At 42.9% G+C, this 17236-nt stretch carries 13 protein-coding genes; 8 read left to right on the plus strand and 5 right to left on the minus strand.

Annotation, left to right across the window (positions count from 1 at the left end; all coding sequences use genetic code 11):
• Positions 1-81 precede the first annotated feature (81 nt).
• Positions 82-441 carry an iron-sulfur cluster biosynthesis family protein gene (locus YK48G_RS04570; protein WP_203629545.1) on the plus strand — a complete coding sequence of 120 codons (360 nt, stop codon included), beginning with the start codon at positions 82-84 and terminating at the stop codon, positions 439-441.
• Positions 442-567: 126 nt separating this feature from the next.
• Here the strand turns inward: YK48G_RS04570 and add are convergent, their stop codons facing one another.
• The gene (gene add / locus YK48G_RS04575) at positions 568-1584 is read right to left on the minus strand and encodes an adenosine deaminase (RefSeq protein ID WP_203629546.1); all 1017 of its coding nucleotides are present in this window, start codon (positions 1582-1584) and stop codon (positions 568-570) included.
• 165 nt (positions 1585-1749) lie between these two features.
• On the opposite strand from add, the gene YK48G_RS04580 reads away from it, so the two are divergent.
• Positions 1750-3102, plus strand: a complete 1353-nt coding sequence (locus tag YK48G_RS04580) for an NCS2 family permease (RefSeq protein WP_284692012.1) — start codon at positions 1750-1752, stop codon at positions 3100-3102.
• A gap of 279 nt (positions 3103-3381) precedes the next feature.
• Positions 3382-5172, plus strand: a complete 1791-nt coding sequence (locus YK48G_RS04585; RefSeq protein ID WP_203629547.1) for an adenine deaminase C-terminal domain-containing protein — start codon at positions 3382-3384, stop codon at positions 5170-5172.
• A gap of 144 nt (positions 5173-5316) precedes the next feature.
• Here YK48G_RS04585 and YK48G_RS04590 read toward each other — a convergent pair whose 3' ends face one another.
• A complete protein-coding gene (locus tag YK48G_RS04590) occupies positions 5317-5895 on the minus strand; it encodes a TMEM175 family protein (RefSeq protein ID WP_203629548.1) in 579 nt (192 codons plus the stop codon).
• Positions 5896-6085: 190 nt separating this feature from the next.
• Between YK48G_RS04590 and YK48G_RS04595 the strand changes: the two genes are divergently transcribed.
• Both YK48G_RS04595 and YK48G_RS04600 read left to right on the plus strand, forming a co-directional pair.
• Positions 6086-7492: an APC family permease gene (locus YK48G_RS04595; protein WP_203629549.1), complete on the plus strand. Its 1407-nt coding sequence runs from the start codon at positions 6086-6088 to the stop codon at positions 7490-7492.
• 145 nt (positions 7493-7637) lie between these two features.
• The gene (locus tag YK48G_RS04600; RefSeq protein WP_203629550.1) at positions 7638-9056 is read left to right on the plus strand and encodes an MFS transporter; all 1419 of its coding nucleotides are present in this window, start codon (positions 7638-7640) and stop codon (positions 9054-9056) included.
• A gap of 24 nt (positions 9057-9080) precedes the next feature.
• Here the strand turns inward: YK48G_RS04600 and YK48G_RS04605 are convergent, their stop codons facing one another.
• A complete protein-coding gene (locus YK48G_RS04605; RefSeq protein ID WP_203629551.1) occupies positions 9081-10280 on the minus strand; it encodes an MDR family MFS transporter in 1200 nt (399 codons plus the stop codon).
• 187 nt (positions 10281-10467) lie between these two features.
• Between YK48G_RS04605 and YK48G_RS04610 the strand changes: the two genes are divergently transcribed.
• Entirely contained in the window at positions 10468-10893 is a 426-nt protein-coding gene (locus tag YK48G_RS04610) for an OsmC family protein (protein WP_203629552.1), read from the plus strand.
• Between the two features lie 304 nt (positions 10894-11197).
• Entirely contained in the window at positions 11198-12523 is a 1326-nt protein-coding gene (locus tag YK48G_RS04615) for an MFS transporter (protein WP_203629553.1), read from the plus strand.
• A 74-nt stretch (positions 12524-12597) separates the two neighbouring features.
• Here YK48G_RS04615 and YK48G_RS04620 read toward each other — a convergent pair whose 3' ends face one another.
• A complete protein-coding gene (locus tag YK48G_RS04620; RefSeq protein ID WP_203629554.1) occupies positions 12598-13092 on the minus strand; it encodes a C40 family peptidase in 495 nt (164 codons plus the stop codon).
• 24 nt (positions 13093-13116) lie between these two features.
• Positions 13117-14022: a DUF5776 domain-containing protein gene (locus tag YK48G_RS04625; RefSeq protein WP_203629555.1), complete on the minus strand. Its 906-nt coding sequence runs from the start codon at positions 14020-14022 to the stop codon at positions 13117-13119.
• Positions 14023-14599: 577 nt separating this feature from the next.
• On the opposite strand from YK48G_RS04625, the gene YK48G_RS04630 reads away from it, so the two are divergent.
• A complete protein-coding gene (locus YK48G_RS04630) occupies positions 14600-17167 on the plus strand; it encodes a YfhO family protein (RefSeq protein WP_232365284.1) in 2568 nt (855 codons plus the stop codon).
• Positions 17168-17236: the final 69 nt, after the last annotated feature.

Consider the following 17236-nt stretch of genomic DNA (forward strand, 5'->3'; position numbering starts at 1 on the left):
AAAGTTAAAATATAAATTGTGTACAATCTAGTTGACTTTATCTGGGAAGGGCGTAACGTATAAAGATGAGGAGCTGATAAAATGAAATTAATGATTACAGACAATGCACTGACCCAACTCAAGAAAGTATTTCCGAATAATCGTAAATTTTTGTTGAGTTTCGATGATGGGGTTGGCCCCTTTTCAAAGGTAGGTGTTTGTTCATTAGACACCAGCTTTGATATTATTGCGGTGGATCCAGCTGCTGAGGTGCCTGACTATGACGCCAAGTTATCAACTAACTTTGGTGATTGGTACTATAAAGGTTATTCAAAGATGTATCTGGATGATCCGATGAAGTTAGACTTTGTTAACCAGCAGATGAAGTTATCTGGTAATAGCGGTATTTTGGATGGCAACATTGCGCTAAAAGATTTCACAGCAGAAAAAGCTGCGGAATAATGACGGGTGCGATTGCTGAGCTTCGGCTTTGGGCAGTGTTTAATAACTTAATAGGGATTACAAAAGCGACTGTGGGCATTTTCTTTGCTCATAGTCGCTTTTTAAGACTGAAAAACTGAATTTAAGCTAATGGGTAGCAACGTAGTCATTGAGTTCCTTGAGATAAAGAGCCTTTTTTTCATCACTGATCCAAGAAGTTTCAAAGGAATTCTTCGCCAAGGTAACGATTTGGTCCTTTGTCAAATTAAATTTATTAGCGATAGCGTAGTAGTTATCACTAATGTAGCCGCCAAAATAGGCTGGGTCATCAGAATGGATCGAAACTTTGACATTTTTGGCTAGCAATGCCAATACTTCTTTGCCCTTCATTTCTGGTGAAACAAAACTATTAGATAGCGGGCAAGAGGTCAAGCCGATCTTCTTTTTGGCTACAAAGTCGACTAAATCTGGATCTTCAACAATGTTAGTGCCGTGATCCAAACGTTCAACATCCATCATTTCCAACGCTTGGCGAATGTGTTCGATTGAGTCTTTTTGGTCAATATCGCAGTGAGTCGTTAAATGAAGTCCTGCAGCTGCGGCATCTTCAAATTGACGGGCAAATTTCAATGGCGGGTTATTATGTTCATCGGAATCTAGTCCAACGCCAATGATTTTATCTTTGTAGGCCATTGCTTGAAGCAATGTTTTGCGAGCAGATTCCTTAGAGAAGTCTCGTAAGAAACACATAATCAACGCTGCATCAACATTAAGCGCCCGTGCATCAACAACCGCACGATGCAACCCGTTGATGACCGTTGCGAATGGAATGCCACGACTGGTGTGGGCTTGAGGGTCAAAGAAGATTTCAACGTGACGGACATGATTGGCCGCTGCGCGTTGAAGGTAAGCAAATGCCAGATCATAGAAATCTTGTTCGTGTTGTAAAACGTTCATGGCTGGGTAGTAAACAGCTAAGAAAGAAGCCAAATCATCGTATTGGTAGGTTTTTTGGACTTCTTCAATGGTTGTTTGGCCGATGTCGACATGGTTACGCTTTGCGAGTTTTAATTTTAAGTCAGGTTCTAGGGTGCCTTCAATATGTAAATGAAGTTCGGCTTTTGGCAATCCCTTAGTAAACTCAGGAGATACTTCAGTTGGCATGCGTTATTCCTCCAAAAATGTTCGTGTTTTGGTTACAATCAATAGTTTAACATAATATATTTAATCGTCAATACGATAAAATACGAATGATCCTATTGAATTATGATTGAAAATGTGGAATAATACGAAGCATAAATTATTTATTGGAAAGGGATTTTAGCAATTATGCAAAAGTTGAGCGACAATACGTTAGTGGGCAGTGGCCTGCTAGATCGAACCTTTCATTTATCAGAACAGAATACGACAATTGGCCGTGAGATGCTGGCTGGTTTGACGACGTTCGTATCAATGGCGTACATCTTATTCGTTAACCCAAGTGTCCTTGGGGCTGCTGGGATGAATAAAGGGGCTGTGTTCACAGTCACCGCAGTCACCTCGATTCTGGGCTGTTTGTTAATGGCCTTCTTGGCTAACTATCCAATTGCCATTGCTCCTGGGTTAGGCGATAATGCTTTCTTCACGTTTTCCGTTGTCTTAGGGATGGGCATTCCTTGGCAAAAAGCTATGGCTGGCGTATTTGTTGCCTCCGTGTTATTTACAATCTTGTCATTTTTGAAAGTTCGTGAGATCGTCATCGATGCGATTCCAAAGGACTTAAAGATGGCGATGGCTGCTGGAATTGGGATCTTTATTGCCTTTGTCGGCATGCAGGGTGGCGGTTTAATCGTTGCCAGCAAGACTTCTTTGGTTGCCATTGGTTCCTTAACTGTGCCGACCACTTGGCTGACAATCTTTGGCATCTTTGTGATTGCCATCTTAATGGCTAAAAAAGTACCGGGAGCCATCTTTATTGGCCTAGTGGCTACCACAATTTTAGGGCTGGTTACCGGCCTGATTGCGATGCCAACTCACTTGGTTTCAATGGCGCCAAGCATGGCGCCGACCTTTGGGGTGGGGATTACGCATTTGCCATCAATTATGGATCCCCAGATGTGGGCAGTTGTCTTGATCTTCTTATTAGTTGCCTTCTTTGATACGGCTGGTACTTTAATCGGTTTGGCTCAACAAGCTGGCATCATGAAAAATAACAAAATGCCACGAATTGGGCGTGCTTTGATGTCTGATTCCATTTCAATGTTGGCCGGTTCAGTGATGGGAACAACGCCAACCGCTGCTTACGTTGAATCATCTGCCGGAATTGCCGTTGGTGGTCGAACTGGTTTGACTTCATTAACAGTTGCCGTATTATTTGCTTTTTCAATGCTATTTTCACCATTACTGACGGTTGTAACTGATCAAGTGACAGCCCCCGCGCTTATTATTGTCGGCGTATTGATGGTATCAGCACTCAAAGAAATCCATTGGGATAAATTTGAAATCGCCATGCCAGCTTTCTTAACGGTCATTGGGATGCCCTTGACTTATAACATCTCGTATGGGATTGCCTTTGGCTTCTTAACTTACCCAATTCTGATGACGGTCGCTGGTCGACGCAAAGAAGTTAATTACATTATGTGGGCAATGTTTTTTGTTTTCATTTTGTTGCTTTACGTCTTAAACATTGTGCCAAAGTCTTAAGTTAAGAAAAGAAGCAGGACAGCTGCGCAAAGCAGAAACTTCCACATAAGCACCTCAACCAAAAATTCCAAGCCCAGGAATTTCTGGTTGAGGAGACTTATGCTCCAGTTTCTAAACGCTTTGCTCCGCTCACTTTAGTAGGACAGCTGCGCCAGGCAGAAAGCTACACGTAAGCACCTCTAACGAAAATTCCAGAACCGGGAATTTCCGTTAGAGGAGCCTTACGCTCCGCTTTCTAAGCGCCTGGCTCCGCTCACTTTAAACATATGGAGAATACAAATGACGATCGAAGAATTCAAACAATTAATTGATGCCGGCGCGGCCAAAGTTCCTGCCGATATGGTCATTGAAAATGGAACGTTGGTGAACGTGGATACTGCGGAGTATTATCCGGCAGACGTTGCGATTTACCATGATAAAATTGTTGCGGTTGACGATGACGTCGATGATTACGTTGGCCCTACTACCAAGCGAATTGATGCGACTGGCAAGTATTTAGTTCCTGGCATGATTGACGGCCACATTCACGTTGAATGCAGTAAAATGAGTATGACTCGTTTTGCGCAAGCAACCGTTCCAAGAGGGACAACCAGCATTGTGTCGGGGTTGGATGAGTACATTTCAACGATTGGCTTGGCAGGATTAGATGAAATTTTCGCAGAAATTGATCAGAGCCCTTTAAAAGTATTCTGGGGATTACCATACAAAACGCCGTATACCATTCCCAAATCAACAATTAAATATGACGTATCGGCCAAAGATCATCAGCGGCTGCAGCCTAATGAAAAGTGCTATGGTGTTTGGGAAACGGTCCGTGAAGCTGTCGAAACCAAAGATCCAGACACCCTTAACGCCATTTTGGCTGCCCAAAAGAATCACAAGCCGATTTTTGGCTGTTCACCAATGGCAACTGGTAAAGCCCTCAATCAATTTTTAATGAGCGGCGTCCATATTGACCACGAAAGCTATTCTCATGAAGAGTTTTTAGAAAAGGCCCGTAAAGGCTTGCACGTGGTCATTCGAGAATCCTCGGTTACCCAATTTCTCAAGGAAAATATTCGGGCAATCACGGAGGGCGCCCCTGGGGTTGCTCGGCACACAAGTTTTTGTACCGATGACGTGAATGCCAGAGATATTTTGGCTCACGGTCATTTGGATCACATGGTTCGATTAGCGATTAGAGCAGGTGTTTGTCCGATGACGGCCATTCAAATGGCAACGATCAATGGGGCTGAAGCTTATCACATTGATGATCAAGTGGGCTCGATTGCGCCGGGGAAAGCTGCCGATATCCTGTTAGTCGATCAACCGGGAACGTTTAACGTTGAGACCGTCATTAGCAAGGGAAAATTAATTTCTGAAAATCAGCAAGTGATCGCTGCGTTTAACCCGCCTCATCGTTCAGAGCAGCTTCGCGGCAAGCTTGCTCATGAGTTAATGCAACCACAAGATTTTGATTATCATGTGACGCAATTAGCAGGGACGGCAACGGTTAGAACAATTCACAGTGTTGGCCCGTTCGTGAGAAAAGCTCAAGACGTTGAGTTAGCAATCCAAGATGGAGTTGTTTTGCCGGACCCTGCCAAAGATGTGGCGGCCGTATCGGTTATTGAACGGTACGGTATCAATGGCAATCAATCCCATGGCTTTTTGTCAGGGTGGTCGTTTAAACGAGGGGCGATTGCGACGTCAGCTTCTCCGGACGATAACAACTTGGTAGTTGCTGGGGTTAGCGCTAAGGATATGGCGCTGGCAGCTAATACGTTGATTGAAAGTGGCGGTGGCCAAGTCGTGGTCATTGATGGTAAAGTGATTGCTTTATTGGAATTACCAATTGCCGGGATTACCACGGATCTAACTCCAGAACAGTTGGCGCAAAAAGAAATCGAACTTAAAGAAGCGGCCGAACAACTTGGCAGTCGACTTCCCGATCCACTGTTTTATCTCTCGTTTTTACCAATCACGGCCATTCCAGATTTAGCCATCACTGATAGTGGTAATGTGGATTACACGCAACTGGCTTACTTTGACCCAATCCAAAAGATTAGTTCGCCAACTGAAAAGAGCTGAAGGGAAAACTCCTAGGTTACCAAGGCGTTCTCATGAGCTTAGTGATTTAAAAAATAATCAAAAGGGCTTCGAGATGACATACTCTCAAGGCCCTTTTGATTGTCTCTACATATTTAAAAGTTCAGCACGAATGTTAACGAGTCTTTATAGGCGTTTCATCGCTTCTTCGATCCGTTTGTAAGGCATAATCCACAGCATCATCACTAAAAAAGTGCCAATCATGCCAAATTCGTGCCAGACAAACGTTAACAAAAAGACACCAACGAAGGCAGCCAGCGTGATTAAGCTCTTAGGTTCATGCGCAAGGGCAGCCACCAAAACTTGATGATGGCGATTGGCCCGTAATAGGCTTACCCGCAAGAAATTCCAGGCTAAATTAATACAGATGAACAATAGGGTGTACAACTGGGAGCTAAACAAACTGTTTGGGTCATCATTTACAATCTCGGTCGCAAACGGGACAAATGAAAGAAAAAATAATAAGATCGTATTGGCCCAGATCACTAGACCATTGATTGTTTGGACGAGCTGAAACATGTGGTGATGGTTTCCCCAAACGATGGCTAGTAAAAAGAATGAAATGGCGTATGCCAAAAGCTGTTCCCGCATCGCCCAAAATCCTTGCCAAGTAGACGTTTTGGGCATACCCAATTCCAAAACTAAAACGGTCATAATGATCGGGACGATGGCATCCGTAAAGGCTTCTAGACGATTTTTCTGCATGGTAAGGCTCCTTTCAACTCACTTGCTAGTACTAGAATACAATATTTGGACCAAAAGGTTTTAGATAATGACTTTTTACGATAGAAACCGGTTCCACTTGTTTTGGCTGATTGACTTTTAGGATTCATAAAAGTTAAAATAGACTAATAATTCTAATCAAGAGTTAATTTTTATCTGGAGGTTACGGATCATGTCATTGGGTTCAAGAATTTTTCAACGGGAAAGATTGGATCGCTACTTGGAAACAGACAAGAAGTTTATTAAAACGATGTCAGCTTTTGATCTAATTGCGCTTGGAATTGGGGCAGTTATTGGAACTGGTATTTTTATTCTGCCCGGGACGGTTGCGGCAACCAAAGCAGGTCCCGGTATTATTTTGTCATTCATTGTGGCCGCTATCGTTTGTTCAACTTCAGCAATGTGTTACGCAGAATTTGCATCGGCGTTGCCAGTTGCCGGCAGTGCTTATTCCTATGGAAATCTGGTTTTTGGTGAAGTCATCGGTTGGGTGCTTGGCTGGGCACTGATTTTGGAGTACGTCCTTGCGGTTGCGGCTGTTTCCAGCGCTTGGGGGGCATATTTTCAATCGTTTTTGACGGGGTTTCACATCGGTTTTCCAAAAGCAATTTCTGGCCCATTTGTTCCCAGTCAGGGAACTTATGGTAATCTGATTGCCATTATCATTGTTATTTTAATTTCGTGGATGCTCAATCATGGGATGCGGTCTTCTGTTCGGTTGAACAACTTTATCGTTGTCGTTAAAATTGGCATTATTCTACTTTTTATTTTAGTTGGGGCTTTTTACGTCAAGCCAACCAACTGGCACCCATTTTTGCCATTTGGCTGGGTTGGTGGCACCCATGGTGGCGTTCTTGGCGGCGCGGCAGCCGTATTCTTTGCTTATCTTGGCTTCGACGCGGTTTCTAGTTCAGCGGCCGAAGTTAAAAATCCCAAGAAAAACATGCCAATTGGGATTATTGGCACGTTAATTGTGGCAACGATTCTATACGTTGGCGTTTCAGTTGTGTTAACTGGGATGGTTTCGTATACCAAATTAGACGTGGCTGACCCAGTGGCGTTTGCCCTACAATTCGTTAAGTTGAACTGGGTTGCTGGCATCATTTCACTTGGGGCATTGGCCGGGATGTTTACGATGATGGTCACAATGACTTATAGTTCATCGCGGTTGATCTATTCGATCGGTCGGGATGGCTTATTGCCACACTTCTTGGGTAAGTTGGATAAGCATGGCAGCCCTCGGAATAGCTTGGTCACCATTACGATCGTAATTGCGTTTATGGGCGGCTTTGTGCCGCTTGACCAATTAACTAACTTGGTTAATATTGGCACCTTAATTGCCTTCTTATTCGTTTCATTTGGCATTATTCCACTTAGGCGAAACAAAGAGATTCAAAATCACCATGGGTATCAGGTGCCATGGTATCCAATCTTACCAATCATTTCTGGGCTATTGTGCCTAGTGATGCTCTCACAGCTGCAAGCTGAAACCTGGATTGCTTCTGGGATTTGGTTTGTGTTTGGCTTGGCCATTTACTTCGGCTATGGTGTTCGCCACAGTCAAATGAATCGGTCGTAGTGATAGGTTGAAATAGTCAAAAACGTCTCAAAGACAGCGCAATTAGGCGTCCTTTGAGGCGTTTTTATTTGACCAATTTGGTTAGTGAAAATGTTAAAATAAATTGTTGTGCATCAATTCAATTAAATTAGAAGGGACAAGTGATATGCCAGCAGCCAGTCGTAACCGTCAACATCATAACCATCCGTTTTTGGCAGTAGCCGTGATTGCTTCAATAACTTTTTTAGGTATTCTGATTGAAACATCGATGAACGTGACCTTTCCAACGTTAATGAAGCAGTTTCGTGTTTCACTAACGTCCGTTCAGTGGGTGACCACTGGGTATTTATTAACCGTGGCCTTGTTGATGCTTTGCTCGGCCTTCTTAAAGCGTCGGTTTACCAATCGCACGTTGTTTGTGGTAGCGGCTCTGTTGTTCATTGTTGGCGATGTTTTGTGCGCATTAGCCCCCACTTATTTGATCTTGCTAGTGGGCCGACTAATTCAAGCTGGTTGTGTGGGTCTATCAGCCCCATTAATGAATAATATCATTTTAGAAGTTGTTCCTAGAAGTAAGTTAGGAACCTATTTGGGGATTACTAATTTAATCTTGATTGTGGCGCCGGCATTTGGGCCGACTTTTGGCGGAGCAGTGGTCTACTTGGCGAACTGGCGGATGATTTTTTGGAGTACGCTGCCCGTTGCGGTGATTCTCCTAGCGGTGGGCATTGGGATTATTAAGCAGTATACAAGGTTGCCTGCTACACGTTACCCCTTTGACTGGCTTCGGTTTGGATTGCTATCGATTGGAATGATTTCGCTGCTGGTAGGTGTCAATACACTAGCAACACCAACTGGCTGGGTTAAGTGCTTGGCAGGAGTAATGGTCAGTATGGCAGCGTTTGGTTTGTTTTATTGGCGATCCAAATACAGCCATAAAGCGCTATTTAAGCTGTCGGTTTTTAAACGCCCGGCCTTTATCTATAGTTTTTTGCCTTACGTTCTCTTACAATTTTCAAACTTAGGGATTAACTTTATGCTGCCAAGTTATGTTCAGTTGGTTAACGGTGCGACCTCATTTGTTGGTGGACTGATTTTGTTGCCTGGGAGTATTTTAAACGCGTCCGGCCAACCGTTCTATGGGATCATGCTGGATCGCTATGGCGGCAAGTTGCCGTTATACTTAGGCAACACGTTTTATTTTGTCATGATGATTGGGTTTACGATCTTTGCCCGCCATATTTCAGTTCTTTGGGTCGCTATTTTTTATGCCATTTATGCCGGTGGTCGGGCGATGGCCTTTGGAAATACGATGACCTATGGGTTGAAAAATTTGGATAAAGCCGAGCAAAATGATGCCAACGCGTTATATGGGACTGGTCAGCAAGTTGCCGGTTCAATTGGAACGGCCGTGATTTCAGTCTTCATGACGGCAGTTCAGTCATCCGGGTTGTCTAGTGGACAAAACGTTGTTTTGGGGTCCCAGTGGGCGTTTGGAATGCTGGCAATAATTGGCTTGATTAATTTTGGCCTATATTGGCGATTATTTCAGGTAACCCGGCTGACCAACCAGAGGCATCAATGATGGTGGTAACGACTACAACATCCGTTAGCCTCGTTGATATGCTTTAAGCTCGCCATGCAGGGCTTGCCATAAACCAATCGTGGTCACTAACACCAATAATACTGCAATTGTTGCAATGATAAATAGCACGGGAAATGAGGTCATTTCAATGACGAGACCACCAAAAAGGGGGCCGAGTGCCCGACCAGCGGATGCCCAAGACTGAATGAGGCCTTGATAGCGCCCTTTAGCTTCAATTGGGGTGAGGGTGTTGACTAGTGCTGGGATTGTCGGAAATGCGGTGGCTTCACCAATTGTTAACGTCACCATTGCGAGGACGAAGATGGGATAGGTCCTCGCAAAAATTAAGATAAAAAAGGAAGCCGCTAACATGGTAAAGCCAAAAAAGACCTGCAAGATTAAGTTCTCGTGATAGCGGGCCAGCCAATTAATAATGATTTGGCTGACGACAATCAAGCCGGCATTGATGGTCCAAAGAAAACTGTAGTTTCGAAGCGGAATTCCCAGACTGGTCATATAAACGGAGAGGTTGGAAACCCACTGTTGATACATAATCCAGATAATAAAAAGCGACATGAAAAAAGTTGTGAGAATAATTGCATTGGCTCGTGGCAGCTGGCTGGAACGCCAAGCTGTTTTTTCGGTATCCGAAACCCGCTTGCGATTCTTGTTGGCGGCTGGTTTGTATTTGATGATCACCGTTGCCAAGAAGATGACAAATAACGTGCTGGCCACGACAAATAAAAGGGTGACACTAATGCTGTAAATGAAACCAACTAGCGAAGTGCCAATCACAATGCCCAAGTTTTGGACAAAATAGAGCATATTAAACACGTAGCGGCTGTCTTTTTCCTTGATGCTGGTGCCAATTGAGTTCACCACAGCTAAGTTCCAGCCACTGGCGATCCCGTTGAAAAACAAAATAATTCCAAATGCTGGCCAGCCATGGAAAAAGACAAGTATCAGCAAGGTAATCGTTGAAGCGGTGACCCCGCCGACTAGTAGATGGTATGGGTTTTGGCGATCGTATAAATAACCGCCTAAATAGCTGCCAAGGACACTGGCGAGGGAATTAAATAACAAGACGACGCCAATCCAGGTAAGCGATACACCTAGTCGATTATGTAAGTAGACGCTGGTAAGCGGCCAGACAAAGCTCATCCCGATGCTGCTGAATAGCGCACCGGTAACCAGCCATTTTAAGCTCATTTCATTTTTGTCCATGAGGAGACCCCCTTCGTAATCGAAACACTGCTTTCCAGTATATCAAAAAATGGGTGATAAATGGGGGTGGATCAGTTTAGTGAGCGGTTTCAATTTGTGAGCGCTATTTGATGGACTTACTAAATAAAATCACATATGATGGGGGTGTTGAATGAAGTCAATCATTTGTTAATGGGAGGAATTAATAATGGCTGTTGACGGATCACTTTATCATACAGAAGTTGTAAATGAACATGGGCTGACCGGCGAAAGTTATGTCAGGGGCAATGAAGGCCTGGCACTTGGAGTTAGCAGCTCACTAATGGACAGCCCGGGAACTAATCCAGAGCAATTTATTGGGTTTGCGTTAAGTACGTGTTTCAACGCGACAATTGGGATTGTTGAAAGGCAGCATCAGTTAAAGCCGGATAGTATTATTCATACGGCGGTCGATATCGTGAAGGATACGAAGGGTTATAAATTTATCGTCCGTTGCCAAATTTTGTTCCATGATTTAGACAACGATCAAGCTCAACAAATGGTCAACGAAGCATTGGATCAGTGCCCGGTCGCAAAATTATTAAAGGCAAATGAAAATGTAACGTTTGAAGTGGTGGATCAGTTTAAGTTTTAGAGAGTGCGAAACCAAGCGTTTAGAAGTCGGAGCATAAGTTACGCCCGCCAAAAATCCATGGGTTTAGGATTTTTGGCGGGCGTGACTTATGTGCAGACTTCTGCTTGGTTTCGCACGTTTCGGCAAAGTGGCCCAAAAGCGAAAATCCATGGGTTTAGGATTTTTGGCGGGCGTGACTTATGTGCAGACTTCTGCTTGGTTTCGCACGTTTCAGCCAAGTAGCCAAGAGCGCAAATCCATGAAAATACAGTTGTTCACAATAACAGAATTGTGTACAATCTAGTTACGAAAGAGGGTCGGTTCATTGAAGGCTACTACATGGGCCACTCGCTGGCCAGAACGCATTAGTTATGGGCTCAGCGACGCCGCTGATAATTTAATATTTCAGATGATGACAACTTATTTGCTTTTTTTCTATACGGATGTTTATGGTCTAGCACCAAGTGACGCCGCCATCCTATTTATGGTTGCGCGGGTGGCGGATGTTGCTGAAAGCTTTATTATTGGCGTGATGATTGATCACACCCATTCTCGGTTTGGTAAAAGCCGGCCGTTTTTTCTTTGGTACTCATTGCCATACGTTATTTTTGCTGTGTTAACGTTTGTAACGCCCAGCTTTTCTTACTCGGGAAAGCTTGCTTGGGCGTATGTGACATACCTTGGATTAGGCTTTCTTTATACAGCGGTTAATTTGCCGATTACGTCGATTTTGCCGACGATGTCTCAGAATTCGCGGGAATTAACCCTGTTGGGCGTTATCCGCCAGTTTTTCGGCAGTTCGATTCAAATTGTTGTGGCAGTATTCACGTTACCACTAGTTGCATTGTTTGGTCATGGTAATCAGCAGCAGGGGTTCTTAGGGACCATTTTACTATTTGGCGTTATTTCGCTGCTGTTAATTATTAATACCTTTGTTCATGTTCGGGAACGGTTTGCTAATCCTGAAATTGCCCATCAACCAGTTAAAGCGGTATTGTCAATGTTACGGCATAATCAGCCTTGGATTGTGATTTCAATTGTCATCTTCTTGTACTGGTTGGCGATCGCTATTAAAAATCAGACCACTATCTATTATTTTAAATATACGGTGGGCAACATTAACTTAGTTCCTTTGGCTAATGGTTTTACCTTAGCGTCACTGCTGGGAGTATTATTGATTCTTCGACTAACGGATATCAGAAGCAAAAAGACGACGATGTTGCAAGGCATCTTAGTTGCGTTGGTTGGACAACTCGTGATTGCAATCGGTGTTTATACCAAAACCATGCCGATTCTGTTTGGCGGGGTCTTTGTCAATTCAATTGGTAATGGGATTATGATTGGATTGGTTTCCATTATGATTGCTGATACGATTCGGTATGGTGTCAGCCTGGGCATCCAAGCGGAAGGGATTTTGGCTTCAACTGATGACTTTGGCGTTAACTTAGGATTAGGACTTGGTGGTTTAATTACGGCTGGGCTATTTCATTTGTCTGGCTATGTGGCTAATCACCCGCAAAATGCCGAGACGTTATCAATGATTAATTTAAATTATGTTTGGCTGCCACTGGTGATTTACGGGTTCATGTATCTAATCCTCAAATTGTATGATGAGGACCGAATTCTTAAAGCTATTCAAGGTCGCAATTAATTAGGGTTGCAAAAAAGGATTAATTTGAGAAATGTATCAATCTCAAATTAATCCTTTATATTTAGTAAATTTAATTAGTCATCATAACTTAAGGTGGTTGGGCGAGAGAAGCCGACTACGTGCCACCATGGTGAATAAACGTTTTCGGTGATCACACCGCGATTTTGCGAATCGATCATCCGGCCATTGCCGATGTACATGCCAACGTGGGAAATACTGTGTTTACTCCCACCAAAGTATACTAAATCACCTTTTTGAACGTTGCTCTTTGAGACCTTTTTAGTTCCGTTATATTGCGCCTGAGCGGTTCTAGGAATTGACTTTTGGATTGATTTTTTGTAAACATACTTTGTAAAGCCTGAGCAGTCAAAATTGGTAGGACCAACCGCACCATACACGTAACGAGAACCTAAGTGCTTTTTAGCTTCATTATAGACTTTAGAATAAGCAGGATCAGAGCTGTCAGCGCTAGCGCTGGTTGCTGCGGAATAAGCAGCAACGGCAAAGGCGAAGAGAGCGACGAAGAGCAAAACTGGTTTGAAGGCTGATTTAATAACTTTGTGAGTCACGATTATAATATTCCCCTTTTAATGTTAGTTAGAAACGAATTCTTTATTTGCAGTAATGTAATGACCGTTGGTTAATTGGAACCGGTAAGCACCGTGATCCGATCGACGAACTTGCTTAACGGTCAACTTCTTTCCGGCAGCGATTTTAGATAATCGCGACTTAAAATTAACGTCTTGATACTGGTAGATGTTTTTAGAAGTCGTGATGGTCCTGCTTGCTGGAACGGAAGTAAAGTAGGTTGGCTTGGCAACATCGGCAGATGATTGTTTGAGCCAGGAGTTAACAGTTTTACTATCGATCACTTTACTCAAATCAACATTGCCGCTAATGCCACTCAAGCGACCCTTTGACGTATACTGCCATAGATCAGTGGCAACGTTTGGCTTTTGTGAGTAATTTGCAATCCACGAACCATCAAATTTTGAATAGTTAATCTTATGAACGTTAACGTAATTTTGATATGAGTAGTAAACCAGTGGTTTGTTGGTTAATTTTCTCATGGTGCTAAGCCAAGCGTTAACGTAAGATTGCTCAGACCCTTTGCCCTTACGATGTTCATTATCCAAAACGTAGAACCTTGCTTTGGAGCTGGAACGTTTATAGAAGTCTTTGGCTTCTTTTTTAGCGTCGGCCACACTTGAAAATTCAGCGTAACCATATTGGCCAAAAGGCACTTTGTATTTATATGCGCCGTTAGCATTAATATCTTTGTGACTGTCGATTCTAAAGTCAGCATCGCCGGTATCACCATGTTGAACGCGGATAATTGCGAATTTTAATTGTTTAGATGCCTTATACCAATTAATGTTGCCTTGGTATTGGGAGACATCAGCGATTTTTGTTTTACTGGCAGAGACGGTCGTGCTGATCGTCAGTGCAGCCATCGCACCCATGAATAGGCCGGCTATTTTCTTAAAGCTTAAATTCATTTAATAGTCCTCCTGAGATAAAGTGAGCGGCGCAAAGCACTTGGGAAATGCCAAATCGACTAGGTGTTTCACGTTCGTTGGCGTGTAAGTCTCTTCAGGTAGAAACTCCCGGGCTTGGGATTTACCTGAGGTGCTTACACGCGGCTTTCTGCTTTGCGGAGCTTTCCTTTAAAGCTACAAGAAACATTATAGGAAAAAAATGCTACCAAACAATCTCAATCATGTTTCATAAAGGTTAAAAAAGATTGCGTCAAGACATGAAGCAGCCCTAATGACCGTTGTTATGGGAATGAGTGGTAATCAAAAATCGTAAATAAATTGAAGTTTTACTAACATTTAACGTTTTTCTAAGCAAAAAAAAGAAAAAATGTCAAAAATAACGCTTATTGTTACAGGTTAAGGCGGTTAAGTGTAACATTTCGTTAAAAAATATAATTGTTAGTTAAAATCACCATTAACCCGTGAACAACTGCTTAAGGACTGTATACTTGACTGTGAATAAAGAGGGATGAATTCAGCGGTTAGCTGTCCCAAATACATAAAAGAAAGTTGAATTCAAATGTTACGAGGGAATTTGTTGCACCATAAGTACTTATATTTAATTTACACAATCGTTGTTCCCGTGATTCTCGTGAGTGGATTGTTTTTGATACTCCAGATCACGCCGTTTGGCGGTCATAATTTATTGATTAGCGATTTGTCGACCCAATATCTCCAATTTTTTGCCGAACTGCGGCGACAATTATTGCATCTGTCATTTTCTAGCTATTCATTTTTAATTTCGATTGGTGATAGTCTGGTGCCAATCTATTCGTACTATTTACTTAGCCCATTTAATTTGCTGATTGTGTTTTTTTCTCCTGCTCAGTTGCCAATTGCAATTGATTTGATTATTTGGCTTAAGATTGTTTTAGCAAGTGCGTCAATGAGCGTCTTCTTAGGAAATAAATATCGATCATATGATTTCATGGGGATCTGTGGCGGGCTAGCATATGGATTGTGCGGATTTGTTGCGATGTATTTCTATGATCTGATGTGGTTGGATGCATTGATTTGGCTGCCAGTGATGGTCTATGGACTAGAAAAGTTGTTTAACGATAGTCATGGTTGGCTATACGTTTTTGGGCTGGTCGCTATTATTTTGACCAACTATTATATGGGTTACATTATTTGTATCTTTGCCGTTATTTACTTTACCTATTTAATGAAGCAAAGCCAGCCGAAAAATTTGCCATTTTTTGAACATATTAAGTTCCATTGGCGTAAAGTCAGCCAATTTTTATGGTATTCGCTTATCTCCGGGCTGTTGTCAGCGATTGTCCTAGTCCCGACATTTTTTGCGATGTTGTCAACAGGTAAGAAAGACATCTCGCTTTCAAACTTTTTATTTAAAGGCACGTTTGGCCCCAGCTTTGCGGTGAATCTCGGGCTGGGTGGCAACGATTTTTCCGGCCGACTGGTGCATAATCCCAGCCTTTTCACCGGTTCACTGTTTATCATCATTGGCGTTGCCTATTTCTTTTCTAAAAAAATAACGCCCCGTAGTAAACAGTCATCGGGGATCTTATTGGGCAGTATTCTTTTGGGTATGTGGCTATTGCCGCTGAACACCTTTTGGCACATGATGCAGCCACCAGCAGGCTTTCCGTTTAGAATGGTCTTCTTGTTTAGTTTTAGTTTGATCATGGTGGCTTATGAAGGTTATTTACAAGGAATTTTTCAAGAAAGAAAGGTCATAGTCCTATCAGCAGCGGGGATTGGTGCGGTCATTGGGGGCGGATACATCGTCGCCAACTTCTTCCAACGGCCAATGGATCCATTCAAATTTGAAATTCCTCAGTTGATGGTTAGAAACTTTGTGTATGTTTTGGTGGTTGGATTTCTCATCGCCACAATCTTGGCAATTTTATTGGTGGCGGCTGGCCGACCAAGTGGAAAGTATTTTTTGACGGCCATTTTAGCGTTTGAATTAATGGTTAACTTTTTTATTGCAACGTCCGGCGCACCTTTTGGCAACCAGAGAGCCTTTGAAAAAACATACGCTCAATCACGACGCTTAATTAATCGCGTTGAAAAGCGCGATCATCACCGGCAATTTTACCGGCTATTAGTTGTTGATCAACCGTTTAGGAAGTTATTTCGAGTACCATACAGTGGGTATAACGACTCACTGATTTTTGAAAATCATGGATTAAGTTCCTACAGTTCGACGTTGAATTCTCATACCCACCATGTATTGGCGAATCTCGGATTTTCTAGCCGAAATATTCGGCGAATCGACATGTTTGGCAGCACGCCGGTAACCCAGCACTTATTAGGATTGAAATATAACTATTATATTGGTAATCACACAAATCAATTGCAAGTTCAAAAAAACGTTGCTGGATTAGGATTTATGACCAGTCAACGAATCCAGGGGTTGCAATTTGTTGAGAATCAACCATTTGATAACCAGAATCGGCTAATTCAAGCAGAGGCTGGCAATTCGCGTCAATATTTCAAGCGACCAGCAGTTATGAGTTCTAGTGAACAGACTTTCCGCGATTTCTACCAATATAAGGTACAGTTTAAAGCAAAAATTGGGGGCCCTCACTATTTGTACTTGCCGAATGTCCGGCTTCATGGGGTTACCTTCTACATTAATGGCAAAAGGCTGTCGGGGCTGTATAGCGGCTTGGGGACTGAAATGATTCCATTAGGGCGCATGCAATCAAATCAAGTCGGGACACTGACCATCAATGCTAAAAAAGAACTACCGGATCCGGCCTTGCATATCAGCGGGTTGGATCAAGGCCAATTTGACCGAGTTGTTAAAAAGCTCAATCGCCACCAATTGCGAGTAGAGAATCTGCGGCAATTAAATTGGCATGGTGGTCATTTCAAGGGAACGGTTCACGTTGGGGCAAAACAGCGGACGTTGTTGCTGAGTATTCCGTATGATAAGGGTTGGCAGCTTAAGGTAGACGGCCAAAGCCAACCGGTAAAAAAAGTGGCTTCTGGTTTTGTTGGCGCGACATTATCGACGGGAAAGCATCAGGTCGCATTTAATTATCGAATTCGCGGACTGACAGCCGGAATTAGTCTATCAGTATTAGGTGCCTTGATGGTAGTTGGCACGATAATTTTTAAAAAGAGTCGGTTATAAATGTAAAACTTTTTCAACAATTGTGAAAATTTCAAAGGATTCTGTTAAGTGATTATTTCGGCTAATCAT

The organism is Lentilactobacillus fungorum, assembly GCF_016860605.1.
Classification (GTDB): domain Bacteria; phylum Bacillota; class Bacilli; order Lactobacillales; family Lactobacillaceae; genus Lentilactobacillus; species Lentilactobacillus fungorum.

Coding starts and splice junctions, on each gene's coding strand:
- YK48G_RS04570 (WP_203629545.1), top strand. CDS start 82: ATGAAATTAATGATTACAGACAATGCACTGACCCAACTCAAGAAAGTA.
- add (WP_203629546.1), bottom strand. CDS start 1,584: ATGCCAACTGAAGTATCTCCTGAGTTTACTAAGGGATTGCCAAAAGCC.
- YK48G_RS04580 (WP_284692012.1), top strand. CDS start 1,750: ATGCAAAAGTTGAGCGACAATACGTTAGTGGGCAGTGGCCTGCTAGAT.
- YK48G_RS04585 (WP_203629547.1), top strand. CDS start 3,382: ATGACGATCGAAGAATTCAAACAATTAATTGATGCCGGCGCGGCCAAA.
- YK48G_RS04590 (WP_203629548.1), bottom strand. CDS start 5,895: ATGCAGAAAAATCGTCTAGAAGCCTTTACGGATGCCATCGTCCCGATC.
- YK48G_RS04595 (WP_203629549.1), top strand. CDS start 6,086: ATGTCATTGGGTTCAAGAATTTTTCAACGGGAAAGATTGGATCGCTAC.
- YK48G_RS04600 (WP_203629550.1), top strand. CDS start 7,638: ATGCCAGCAGCCAGTCGTAACCGTCAACATCATAACCATCCGTTTTTG.
- YK48G_RS04605 (WP_203629551.1), bottom strand. CDS start 10,280: ATGGACAAAAATGAAATGAGCTTAAAATGGCTGGTTACCGGTGCGCTA.
- YK48G_RS04610 (WP_203629552.1), top strand. CDS start 10,468: ATGGCTGTTGACGGATCACTTTATCATACAGAAGTTGTAAATGAACAT.
- YK48G_RS04625 (WP_203629555.1), bottom strand. CDS start 14,022: ATGAATTTAAGCTTTAAGAAAATAGCCGGCCTATTCATGGGTGCGATG.